9 protein-coding genes are annotated in these 11,932 nt (G+C 67.5%); 5 read left to right on the top strand and 4 right to left on the bottom strand.

What is annotated here, in order from left to right; all coding sequences use genetic code 11:
* Positions 1-53: 53 nt before the first annotated feature.
* Positions 54-701 carry a GNAT family N-acetyltransferase gene (locus BLQ74_RS15585; protein WP_090263713.1) on the bottom strand — a complete coding sequence of 216 codons (648 nt, stop codon included), beginning with the start codon at positions 699-701 and terminating at the stop codon, positions 54-56.
* 199 nt (positions 702-900) lie between these two features.
* On the opposite strand from BLQ74_RS15585, the gene xthA reads away from it, so the two are divergent.
* Positions 901-1,713 carry an exodeoxyribonuclease III gene (xthA, locus tag BLQ74_RS15580; RefSeq protein WP_090263710.1) on the top strand — a complete coding sequence of 271 codons (813 nt, stop codon included), beginning with the start codon at positions 901-903 and terminating at the stop codon, positions 1,711-1,713.
* Between the two features lie 2 nt (positions 1,714-1,715).
* Here xthA and BLQ74_RS15575 read toward each other — a convergent pair whose 3' ends face one another.
* On the bottom strand, positions 1,716-5,186 hold the full coding sequence (locus BLQ74_RS15575; RefSeq protein WP_244507206.1) for an ATP-binding protein: 3,471 nt from the start codon (positions 5,184-5,186) through the stop codon (positions 1,716-1,718).
* 334 nt (positions 5,187-5,520) lie between these two features.
* Here BLQ74_RS15575 and BLQ74_RS15570 point away from each other — a divergent pair, with 334 nt between their 5' ends.
* From BLQ74_RS15570 to BLQ74_RS27440, 3 genes are all read left to right on the top strand, one after another.
* Positions 5,521-6,903 (top strand): substrate-binding domain-containing protein, encoded by a 1,383-nt coding sequence (locus BLQ74_RS15570; RefSeq protein ID WP_090263706.1) that lies wholly within the window; start codon positions 5,521-5,523, stop codon positions 6,901-6,903.
* A gap of 201 nt (positions 6,904-7,104) precedes the next feature.
* Positions 7,105-8,151, top strand: coding sequence for a TerC family protein (locus BLQ74_RS15565; protein WP_090263704.1), 1,047 nt, complete (start codon positions 7,105-7,107; stop codon positions 8,149-8,151).
* On the top strand, positions 8,117-8,290 hold the full coding sequence (locus tag BLQ74_RS27440; RefSeq protein WP_170842810.1) for a hypothetical protein: 174 nt from the start codon (positions 8,117-8,119) through the stop codon (positions 8,288-8,290). Before BLQ74_RS15565 ends, BLQ74_RS27440 begins: the two co-directional genes overlap by 35 nt.
* 70 nt (positions 8,291-8,360) lie before the next feature.
* Here the strand turns inward: BLQ74_RS27440 and BLQ74_RS15560 are convergent, their stop codons facing one another.
* Positions 8,361-9,590, bottom strand: coding sequence for an acyl-CoA dehydrogenase (locus tag BLQ74_RS15560; RefSeq protein WP_090263702.1), 1,230 nt, complete (start codon positions 9,588-9,590; stop codon positions 8,361-8,363).
* Between the two features lie 168 nt (positions 9,591-9,758).
* Between BLQ74_RS15560 and BLQ74_RS15555 the strand changes: the two genes are divergently transcribed.
* Positions 9,759-10,691 (top strand): LysR family transcriptional regulator, encoded by a 933-nt coding sequence (locus BLQ74_RS15555; protein ID WP_090263700.1) that lies wholly within the window; start codon positions 9,759-9,761, stop codon positions 10,689-10,691.
* 104 nt (positions 10,692-10,795) lie between these two features.
* On the opposite strand, the gene BLQ74_RS15550 is transcribed toward BLQ74_RS15555, so the two are convergent.
* Positions 10,796-11,923: an acyl-CoA dehydrogenase family protein gene (locus BLQ74_RS15550; protein WP_090263698.1), complete on the bottom strand. Its 1,128-nt coding sequence runs from the start codon at positions 11,921-11,923 to the stop codon at positions 10,796-10,798.
* Between the last annotated feature and the right edge of the window lie 9 nt (positions 11,924-11,932).

Raw genomic sequence — 11,932 nt, 5'->3', positions numbered from 1 at the left:
GCGGCCTTGCCGCCAGGGTTTTTCAGGGACCGCCGAGGGCCGCGCGGCGTGCTTCAGGCCTGGCTGGCCAGGTGCTCCTCGGGTTGCGGATTGGGCTGGAAGAGCACGTGTTCGCGGATCGGCCCGAGCGCCACTTCGCCGATTTCCTGGTAGCCGTGGCGGCGATAGAAATCCAGGTAGCGGCTGTTTCCAGTGTCCAGCACCAGGCCCCGCGAGCCGCTGTCTTCGGCGCACCACAGGTGCAGCGCATTGAGCAGTTGCTCGCCGAGGTGGCGCCCCTGGAACTCCGGGTGCACGCCGAGCAGCGGCAGCAGGTGGTAGGGCCCCGGCGGCAGGCAGCCGAGCACCGCTTCGTGGTAGTCGAGGTAGCGCCGCGTGCAGCGGAAACCGGCGGTCAGCAGCATGCGCATGCGCCACGCCCAGCTCTCGGTGATGCCCAGGCGGCGCTGCGGCGGGGCGACCAGCGCCACCGCCACCAGGCGCTCGCCGAGCACCAGGCCGATCACCGGCAGCTCCTCGGCCATGTGCTGGTTGGTCAGCTCGCGCACCGTGGCGCGCACGCGCTGGTCGAAGCCCGGACGGTCGCCCTCGAACAGGTAGTTGAAGGTCGGTTCATGGCGATAGGCGTGGTAGAGCAACGAGCGGATTTCGCGGGTATAGGAATCGCCCAGCATGCGCACTTCGGCGAGTGTCTCGGACATGCAGCCACCTCTTTTTATTGTTGTTCGGGCCCGGCCCGAAGCCTGGGTTGCAGCGCAAAGCGAGCGTCACTCGGTGACGGCCCGTACTGAACCTAGCAGCGCCACCGCGGCCCCGCCAGAAACCCCGACGCCGAGCATCGCGGGATTTGCCCGCCCCCCCACCAACGGCTAGCATCGTTCCTTTTCGAGGACGCCCTGGATGAAAATCGTCTCTTTCAATATCAATGGCTTGCGCGCACGCCCCACCCAGTTGCAGGCGATCATCGAGGCGCACCAGCCCGACGTCATCGGCCTGCAGGAAACCAAGGTCGCCGACGACCAGTTCCCCCGCGAAGAGATCGAAGCCCTCGGCTACCACGTGCACTACCACGGGCAGAAAGGCCACTACGGCGTGGCTCTGATGTCGCGCCAGGCGCCGGAAGAGATCCGCTACGGCTTCCCGGGGGATGGCGAGGACGCCCAGCGGCGCTTCATCTGGGGCACCTTCAAGGACGAAAAGGGCGAGCCGATCGTGGTCATGAACGGCTACTTCCCGCAGGGCGAAAGCCGCGACCATCCACTGAAATTCCCTGCCAAGCAGCGCTTCTACGCCGACCTGCAGAAGCTCCTCGACGAGCAGTTCAAGCCAAGCCAGCCGCTGCTGATCATGGGCGACATCAACATCTCCCCCGAGGACTGCGACATTGGCATCGGCGAGGAAAACCGCAAGCGCTGGCTGCGCACCGGCAAGTGCAGCTTCCTGCCGGAGGAGCGCGAGTGGCTCGATCGCCTGAAGACCTGGGGCCTGGTCGATAGCTTCCGCCACCTGCACCCGCAGGTGAACGACCGCTTCAGTTGGTTCGACTACCGCAGCCGTGGCTTCGAGGACGAGCCCAAGCGCGGCCTGCGCATCGACGTCATCCTCGCCTCCGAGGCACTGCGTCCGCGCTTGCAGGCGGCCGGCATCGACTACGCCATCCGCGGCATGGAGAAGCCCTCGGACCACGCGCCGATCTGGCTGCAATTGAGCTGATTTCAGGCGTCGAGGCTGCGCAGCCAGGCGCGCAACTGCCGCTGCAATTCCTCCAGCGCCGCCTCCACCGCACGCACCTGCTGCGGCGCGCCGATGGCATCGCTTTCGCAGATGATTTGCAGATCGCGGCAATGCCCTTCCAGCTCGCGCGCGCGGACGATGGCCGCGGCGCCGGCGATGCGGTGCGCCAGGTCCGCCAGTTGCCGGGGCTCGCCCTGCTCGCCGAGGCGCCGTAGCTGGATCAGGTCCTGTTCGTTGGCCTCCAGCAAGGTGCCGATGAAGCCCGCCGCCGACGGGTTGGTTTCCGGGTGGGCACCGAACACCCCGCCCAGGTCGAACACCGCGCCGCTCGGCGTGGCTGACGCCGGCCCGGCCTTGGCGGCTGGCGCAGACGCGCTGGCCAGGGCCTGTTGCAGTACCTCCAGGGTCAGCGGCTTGAACAGCACCTGGTCCATGCCGGCCTCCAGGCAACGCTGGGTTTCCTCGTCCAGGGCGTTGGCGGTGGCGCCGAGCACCAGGCAGCGGCGGCGCCCGCAGCGGCTTTCTTCTTCGCGGATGCGCCGGGTCAGCTCGTAGCCATCGACGCCGACCATGCGGCAGTCGGTGAGCACCACGTCGAAGTCGCCGGCCAGCCAGAGCTCCCAGCCCTCCTCGCCATTCGCGGCAAGGGTGGCGCGGTGCCCGAGGTGCTCCAGTTGCTGCTGGAACACCAGGCGGTTGGCCGGATGGTCGTCCACCGCCAGCACCTTCAGCGCGCCGGGCCCCGCCGGCTGCAGCGCGACGCCCTCCTTCTCGCCGGGCGCCTGGGTGATCTGCAGCGGCAGGCGCAGGCTGAAGCAGGAGCCCACGCCCGCCTCGCTGGTCAATTCGAGGCGGCCGCCCATCATTTCCACCAGACGCCGGCTGATGTGCAGTCCCAGGCCACTGCCGGCCTGCCGCGCCGGCTGCTCGACCTGGGCGAAGGGCTGGAACAGCCGGGCCTGGTCCTCGGCGCTGATGCCGACGCCGGTGTCGATCACCTCGATCAGCAGGTCGAGGTTCTGTCCCTGGCGGGTCGCCGAAGCACGCAAGGTGATACCGCCGCGCTCGGTGAACTTGATCGCGTTGTTCAGCAGGTTGAACAGCACCTGTTTGAAGCGCAGCACGTCGAGCAGCACCCAGTGGTCCAGCTCGGCGCCGGCCTGAAGCTCCAGGCTCAGGCCCTTCTGCACGGCCAGCCCGGCGAACAGCGAGACGCTGCCTTCGATCTGCCGGCGCAACGAGGCCGGCAAGGGCGCCGAATCGATGCGCCCGGATTCGATGCGGGCCATGTCCAGCACGTTGCCGATGAGCATCAGCAGCGAACGCGCGGCGTCCTGGGCGACTTCCAGCGAGGGACGATCGAGAATGCCCTCGCGGGCTTTCTCCAGCACCAATTCCTGCAGGCCGATGATGGCGTTCATCGGCGTGCGGATCTCGTGGCTCATGGTCGAAAGGAACTGGCTCTTCGCCGCGCTGGCGGCGTCGGCGCGCTGCCGCTCGCGCTCCAGTTGCTGCATCAGTTGCTGGCGCTCGGTGAGATCGACCCAGCCGCCGATCACCCCCTGAATCTCGCCGTCGGCGTCACGCTGCGCCACCGCCCAGTGATAGACGTAGAGATCGCGGCCAGGCAGGCGCAGCACATAGTCACCGGCCGGCGGCATGTTGCCGGTCGCGACCTGCTGCCCGTGCAGCTCGGCCAGGCGCCGCGCCTCCGCCTCCGGGAACCAGCCGAGTTCGGGAATGCTCTTGCCACGGCAGTCTTCCAGGCGGCTGTCGAACAGGTCGAGCAGCGCCTGGTTGCACAGGCGCAGGCGGCCGTCGCGATCGAGCAGGTAGACCGGATTGGGAATCGCCTGGATCAGGCTGTCGAGCAAGACCAACTGGCTGCTCAGGCGCTGCTCGGCGCGCCGCGTGCGCAGGACCTGGCGGTTCAGGTAGAAGCCCCAGACCAGCGACAGCAGCACCAGCAGCGCGCCGATGCCGCCGAAGGCCAGGATGCTCTCGCGGTGTTCGGCCCAGAAACTGCCGCCGTTGTCCGCCTGGCGTGGCTCCCAGCGCCGCACCAGCGCGGCGATCTCTTCCGGGTCCACCGACAGTTGCGCCTTTTCCAGAATCGAGGCCAGCTCCGGCTGGTCCCTGAGCACACCGATGCTGTAGGGCGTGCTCAGCTCTTCGAGGATACCGGCGACCTTCAGGCGTCCCTTGAAATGGCTGGCGATCAGCGCGCGGGCGCTGAACAGGCTGCTGATGGAGGCATCGCTGCGGCCTTCCTCGACGCTGTGCAGCGACTCCAACTGGTTGGGCATTTCGAGCAATTGGATGTCCGGGTAGCGCTCGTGCAGCATCTGGTTGAAGTAACGCCCGGCGGCGCTGGCCAGGCGCTTGCCGGCGAGATCCTGGAGATCGTGGATGCGCTGGTCACCCTCGGCGGTGGCCAGGATCACGGTGCCGCGCAGGTAGGGCGCGAGGACCGTCAGTTCCCAGTCGCCGGGCGGCACCACCGGCGTCGCCAGGGCTCGCCCGGCGCGCATCTCGCGATCCAGCGCGTCGGCGCTGTCGACCGCCGCGTAGCTGAACTGCAGACCGGCGCGCTGGCCCAGCAGGTCCAGGTAATCACGGGCGATACCGCTGATCTTGCCGTCGTCGTCGACCTGCACCAGCGAGCCGGTATAGCGGGTGACCACCACCGGAATCTTCGGGTTCGCGGCCAGCCAGCGGTTCTCCCGCGGGCTCAACACCAGGCGCCGCTGCACCAGGCGAAAACGCTCGCCGGCGCTCCAGCGGCGGAGGATTTCCTCGTCGCGCTGCGCACCGACGCGCGCCAGGCCGTGGTCGAGCAGGTCGCGCAGGGTCTCGTTGCCCTGCGCCAGGAGGAAACTGAAGCCGTCGCTGTCCAGGGGCGCGAAGTTGTCGATGCGCAGATCGAACAGGTAGTTCATGTTGATCAGGTAATGCACTGACAGGGCATCGCCGATCATCCCGTCGACATTGCCCAGGCTGAGCGCCTCCAGTGCCCGCAGCGGCGAGGCGAACAGCAGCACGCGGCTGTTCGGGTAGGCCGCGCGGACCTTGGCCAGCGCCAGGTAATCGGCGACCAGGGCCAGGGTGGTGTCCGCCCGCGCCGCATCGAAGGGACGCGCCTGCGCGCTGACCAGCACCGGCTGCACGGGCAGGTAGGCACGGCTGCGCAGCAGGCCGTTGGCGCCCGCCTCGAAATCGCTGCCGGCGCCGAGCAGGTCCACTTCGCCGCGTTGCAGGGCCTGCAACGCCGCCTGCCGCGATGGGTAGGCGAGCACGCGCGGCGTGTCGCCGAAGAGCAGCCCGAGGTAGTCGGCGCTGACGCCTTCATAGCGTCCGCCGCTGAGCATCTCCAGCGGCGGGCGGTCGGTCTCGATGACAGCGACGCGCAGCGGACCATGCTGGGCCAGCCAGGCACGCTCGGCGGGGCTCATCCAGGCGTCGCCGATGGGCGCGCTGTGGCCCGCCAGAAGCAGGGGGGGCGCCGCCGCGACGAGCAGCGGCCAGCAAAGTAACAGACAGCAAAACACGACAAGTCGGCGCGACAGATCCATAGCACTCCCGGCAAGGGCCCGCTGCCGCGCGATCCCGGAACGGACTCGGCGCGCCGGCCACGGCTGGCTGACAGCGGCTCCTGAGCATGACTATAGACCAGGCGGACAGCGCTGCACGGCGCCCTAGAGCGCTCGCCGGCAACCCGTCACAGGGCTGAAACCTTTGTGTCTTAATCTGCCGGCCTCGCGCAAACCCACCACGGACACCCGCCCCATGCCGCACCCCTCGCCTCGCCGCAACGCCGACGCCTGGCCCATCACCCTGACCTGGCTGATCATCGGTTTCGTCTGCTATGCCCTGCCCTGGCACGCCTTCGCCGCCCTGCCCGCATCGCAGAACGGCGAGCCGGTATTGCGCATCCAGGGCTCCAACACCATCGGCGCGCACCTGCTCCCGGAGCTGGTCAAGGGGCTGCTGCTGGAGCAGGGCTACACGGATATCGGCAGCGAAGCCGGCAAGGCGGACAACGAGCAGCGCATCCACGGCCGCGACGCCGCCGGCCATGAAGCGCTGATCGAGGTCGCCGCCCACGGCTCCAGCACCGGCTTCGCCGCGCTCAAGGACGGCAGCGCGGAAATCGCCGCCGCCTCGCGACCGATCAAGGATGCCGAAGCCTCGGCGCTGTCCGCCGCGGGCAACCTGCGCAGCGCCAAGGCCGAACAGGTGCTCGGCATCGATGGCCTGGCGATCGTGGTCAACCCGGCCAACCCGCTACAACAACTGAACACCGAGCAACTGGCGCGGGTGTTCTCCGGCGAGATCAAGACCTGGGAAGAACTCGGCGGGGGCGGCGGCGCCATCCACCTGTACGCCCGCGACGACAATTCCGGCACCTTCGACACCTTCAAGGAACTGGTCCTGGCCAGCCACGCCAAGGCCCTGGCCGCTGGCGCGCAGCGCTTCGAATCGAGCGACCAGTTGTCCGCCCAGGTCGCCGCCGACCCGCAGGGCATCGGCTTCGTCGGCCTCGCCTCGGTGCTCAAGGCCAAGGCCCTGGCCATCGCCGATGGCGAGTCGCAGGCCATGGCGCCCTCGCCGACGAGCATCGCCACCGAGGACTATCCGTTGTCGCGGCGGCTGTACCTGTACGTCAAACCCAACGAACCCAACCGCTGGGCCCAGGCCCTGCTGCAATTCGCCCAGGGCGAGCGCGGCCAGGCGCTGGTGAGCACCGCCGGCTTCGTCGGCCAGCGCGTGCAGGCGGTGCGCATGCCGCCCAAGGCCGGCATGCCGGAGGGCTACCAGGCGCTGGCCCGCGATGCCCAGCGCCTGTCGGTGAATTTCCGCTTCCGCGAAGGCAGCGCCACCCTGGACAACAAGGCCCAGCGCGACGTCGAGCGCCTGGTCGCCTACCTGCAACGCTACGGCAAGATGAACGACAAGGCCGTGCTGGTCGGCTTCGGCGACGCCAAGCAGGACCCGGCGCGCGCCGAGCTGCTGTCGAAGCTGCGGGCCATGGCGGTGCGCCGCGAGCTGGCCAAGGAAGGCGTGGTCTTCCATGCCATCGAAGGCATGGGCGCGGCGCTGCCGGTCGCCGCCAACAGTGACGACGACGGCCGGGTGAAGAACCGTCGGGTAGAGGTCTGGGTGTACTGACCTCGCGCAGGGTTCGCTGCCAGCCTTCGCGTAGACTGAGGCGCAGGCGGATCGAGAGCCTGTAGGAACTTGTTACCTTCCACCGCTTGCCGCAACGCCGGGCTCTGTTATTTTTCCCGCCGTGACGCCGGGCCCCTCTGACGGTCTGCAAGACCGCCATGTCGGAGTCACTTTCGACAACGACAGCAAGAGAGGGCCCCCATGGCACCCCTATTGGATTTTCTCAACGCTCCCTTCCTCGGCACCGCCGTCTGGTTCTGGCTGCTGTTCCTGGCCATCGTCATCGTCCTGCTAGTCCTCGACCTCGGTGTGCTGCAACGCGACCACCACGAAATCGGCGTGCGCGAGAGCCTGTTCCTGTCCGCCGGCTACTTCGCCTGCGGCCTGGCCTTCGGCGGCTTCGTCTGGTACGAGTTCGGCGCCACCCACGCGGTCGAGTACTACACCGGCTTCCTGGTCGAACAATCGCTGTCGATGGACAACGTGTTCGTCATGGCGATGATCTTCGGCTTCTTCGGTATCCCCCGCCGCTACCAGCACCAGGTGCTGTTCTGGGGCATCCTCGGCGCCATCGTCATGCGCGCCCTGATGATCGGCCTGGGCGCCGCCCTGGTGCGCGAGTTCGAGTGGGTGATGTACCTGTTCGGCGCCTTCCTGCTGTTCAGCGGCGTGAAGATGCTCTTCGCCCGCCACGAAGAAGAGCCGGACCTGGCCAACAACCCGGTGCTGCGCTTCCTGCGCCGGCACATCCGGGTCACGCCGCAAATCCACCAACACCACTTCTTCGTGCGCCTGGCGGATGCCTCGGGCAAGCCGCTGCGCTACGCCACCCCGTTGTTCCTGGCGCTGATCCTGATCGAACTGGCCGACGTGGTGTTCGCCGTGGACAGCGTGCCGGCGATCTTCGCCATCACCCAGGACCCGTTCATCGTCTACACCTCGAACATCTTCGCCATTCTCGGCCTGCGCGCCCTGTACTTCTCGCTGGCGGCGATGATCCACCGCTTCGTCTACCTGAAGTACGCCCTGGCGCTGGTCCTGGTGTTCATCGGCGCGAAGATTTTCCTGCACGGATTCATCGGCAAGATTCCCGCCGGCCTGTCCCTTGGAGTAACCTTCGGCCTGCTCGCCGGCGGCATATTGCTATCGCTGCTGAAGACACGCCGCGAGGCCGCCGCCGAGCCGCTGGAAATCGTCAGTCGGGAGACACTGCATGCACAACCAGGAAGTCAGGATCGAAGCCGTTGAGCACCTTGGCCAGCGCCTCTGGCAGGTGCGCCTCGGCCATCGCGGCCTGCGCTTCGCCGAGGAGTGCCGGGCGCGCGCCTTCGCCGCCCAGTTGCATGTGCGCCGCCAGTGGCTGAAGCAGCAGGGCGACGGTTGCTGAACCGGCGACGGATCGCCCGTCCATGAAAAAGGCCCGCCGATGCGGGCCTTTTTCTTTTCCCTGGCGCCGATCAGCGGCTGCCGCGGAGCATGTCTCTGGGCACGTACTTGCCGATCTCGAACTTGCCGATCGCCGCGCGGTGCACTTCGTCCGGGCCGTCGGCCAGGCGCAGGGTGCGCTGCATGGCGTACCAGTAGGCCAGCGGGAAGTCGTTGGAGACGCCGGCGCCGCCGTGGATCTGGATGGCGCGGTCGATCACCCGCAGGGCGACGTTGGGCGCCACCACCTTGATCTGGGCGATCTCGCTCTGGGCGATCTTGTTGCCCACGGTGTCCATCATGTAGGCGGCATTCAGGGTCAGCAGGCGGGCCTGGTTGATCTCGATACGCGAGTCGGCGATGTGGTCGATGTTGCCGCCCAGGCGCGCCAGCGGCTTGCCGAAGGCGGTACGCGCGACGGCGCGCTTGCACATCAGTTCGAGGGCGCGTTCGGCCATGCCGATGGAACGCATGCAGTGGTGGATGCGGCCCGGGCCGAGGCGCCCCTGGGCGATCTCGAAGCCACGGCCTTCACCGAGCAGGACGTTGCTGTAGGGCACCCGGACATTCTCGAAGAGCACTTCGGCGTGACCGTGCGGGGCGTCGTCGTAGCCGAACACCGGCAGCGGGCGGAGGATATTCACCCCGGGGGTGTCGGTGGGCACCAGGATCATCGAGTGCTGCTGGTGGCGCGGCGCGTCGGGGTTGGTCAGGCCCATGAAGATCATGATCTTGCAGCGCGGGTCGCAGGCGCCGGAGGTCCACCATTTGCGGCCGTTGATCACCCACTCGTCACCTTCGCGCACGGCGTTGGCCTGCATGTTGGTGGCGTCGGAGGAGGCAACGCCCGGCTCGGTCATGGCGAAGGCCGAGCGGATTTCACCACGCAGCAGCGGCTCCAGCCAGGTGCGCTTCTGCTCTTCGCTGCCGTAGCGGACGATGGTTTCCATGTTGCCGGTGTCCGGCGCCGAGCAGTTGAACGGCTCGGAACCGATCAGCGAACGACCCATGATTTCCGCCAGCGGGGCGTACTCCATGTTGGTCAAGCCGGCGCCGTACTCGGACTCCGGCAGGAACAGGTTCCACAGGCCCTCGGCCTGGGCGCGGGCCTTGAGTTCTTCCATGATCGGCGTCGGTTGCCAACGGTCGCCTTCGGCTACCTGTTGCTCGAAAACGCTCTCGGCGGGATAGACGTAGGCTTCCATGAACGCGGTGAGGCGCTCACGCAACTCCTGGACCTTGGCGGAATAAGCGAAATCCATGGGGGCTACCTTCTGGCAGGGGTTTGTCTTGTGGTGGGGAAGATGCTAGAACAGGCACCAGGATTTACCTAGCCTATTATCCGTATCAATGAACATTCATAAGCCATATGGTGGATAGTCACCGGCGGCGTATGATCGGCCTACAACAATGACAAGCGGAGCCCCGGGATGAACCTGAGCAAGGTCGACCTCAATCTGTTCATCGTCTTCGATGCCATCTACACCGAAGCCAACCTGACCCGCGCCGGGCAGATCGTCGGTATCACCCAGCCCGCGGTGTCCAACGCCCTCGCCCGCCTGCGCGAAACCTTCAACGACCCGCTGTTCGTGCGCACCGCCCAGGGCATGGTGCCGACGCCCATGGCGCAGAACATCATCGGTCCGGTGCGCAACGCCCTGCAGTTGCTGCGCATCTCGGTGCAGGAAAGCCGCACCTTCACCCCGCTGCAAGCGAACAAGACCTATCGCATCAGCATGACCGACCTCACCGAGGCGGTGATCCTCCCGCCGCTGTTCCAGCGCCTGCGCCGCCAGGCGCCCAACGTGCACATCGAGAGCTTCCTCGCCAAGCGCCGCGAAACCACCAAGGAACTCGCCGCCGGGCGCCTGGACTTCGCCGTGGACGCGCCGCTGAACACCGACCCGCAGGTGCGCCACGTCAAGCTGATGGAAGACCGCTACGTCTGCGCCATGCGCCACGGCCACCCGCTGGCCAAGGCCAAGCTGAACCTGGACGAATACCTGTCGCTGACGCATATCCAGATTTCCAGCCGCCGCAGTGGCCTCGGCTACATCGACCTGTCGCTGGGCAAGATGGGCCTGCAACGGAAGATCGCCCTGCGTTCGCAGCACTACCTGATGGCGTCCAACGTGGTGCAGCAGACCGACATGGTGGTGACGGTGCCGGAACGCTTCGCCCGCCATCACAACCTACATTTCGTCGAACTGCCGGTGAACGACGTGCCCAAGCTGGAGACCCACCTGTACTGGCACGAAAGCACCGACCAGGACCCGGCCAACCGCTGGATGCGCGAGCAGATCATCGAACTCTGCCAGCAAGTGATGGCGCGCGAGGCGCGGGAAGCACAGCAGCCGGCCTGAAGCCGCCGGCACGGCCCGTCCCCGCGAAGTGCCTGTCCAACACGGGAACGGGCCCTGCCCGCGAACCCTTGCCCGGCCAGCGCCTCGCCGGGCGCATCACCCCGCTACAGGCTGCGCGCGATCACCAGGCGCTGCACGTCGCTGGTGCCTTCGTAGATCTGGCACACGCGCACGTCGCGGTAGATGCGCTCGACCGGGTAGTCCTGCAGGTAGCCGTAGCCGCCGAGGGTCTGGATCGCCGCCGAGCACACCCGCTCCGCCATTTCCGAGGCGAACAGCTTGGCCATGGAGGCTTCGGTCAGGCACGGCAGGCCGGCTTCGCGCAGGCTGGCGGCGTGATGGACCATCTGCCGCGCCACGGCGATTTCGGTGGCCATGTCGCTCAAGCGGAAGGCTACCGCCTGGTGCTGGATGATCGGCTTGCCGAAAGTCTCGCGCTCGTGGGCGTAGTCGCGGGCGTACTCGAAGGCGGCGCGGGCCATGCCCACCGCCTGCGCGGCGATGCCAATGCGGCCGCCCTCCAGGTTGGCCAGGGCGATGCGGTAGCCCTGGCCTTCTTCGCCGAGGCGATAGCTGGCCGGGATGCGCAGTTCGTCGAAGGCGATCTGGCAGGTGTCCGAGGCGTGCTGGCCGAGCTTGTCCTCGACCCGCACCACGCGGTAGCCGGGGTTGTCGGTCGGCACGATGAAGGCACTGATGCCGTTCTTGCCGGCCGCCGGATCGGTCACCGCGAAGACGATCACCACGCCGGCATGGCTGCCGGAGGTGATGAACTGCTTGCTGCCGTTCAGCACGTAATGCTCGCCGTCGCGACGCGCGCGGGTCCTCAGGAAGCTGGCGTCGGAGCCGGCCTGCGGTTCGGTGAGGGCGAAGGCGCCGATCATCTCGCCACGCGCCAGCGGCACCAGGAACTGGCGCTTCTGCTCCTGCGTGCCGAACTTGGCGATGGGCATGCAGCCCACCGAGTTGTGCACGCTCATGATGGTCGAACAGGCGCCGTCACCGGCGGCGATTTCCTCCAGGGCCATGGCGTAGGCCAGGTGGCCGGTCTGCGCGCCGCCCCACTCCTCCGCCACCAGCATACCGAGGAAGCCGAGGTCGGCCATCTCCTTCAGCGCGCCGGCGGGGAAGCGGTGCTCGCGGTCCCATTCGGCGGCGAAGGGTTTCAGACGCTCCTGGGCGAACTGCCGGGCGACGTCGCGGATCTGGATTTCTTCTTCACGCGGGATCATGGCGGGGCT

This window comes from Pseudomonas panipatensis (assembly GCF_900099785.1).
Lineage (GTDB): Bacteria > Pseudomonadota > Gammaproteobacteria > Pseudomonadales > Pseudomonadaceae > Pseudomonas > Pseudomonas panipatensis.
The sequence above is the reverse complement of the archived record's forward strand: the minus strand, read 5'-3'. Positions and strand labels throughout refer to the sequence as shown.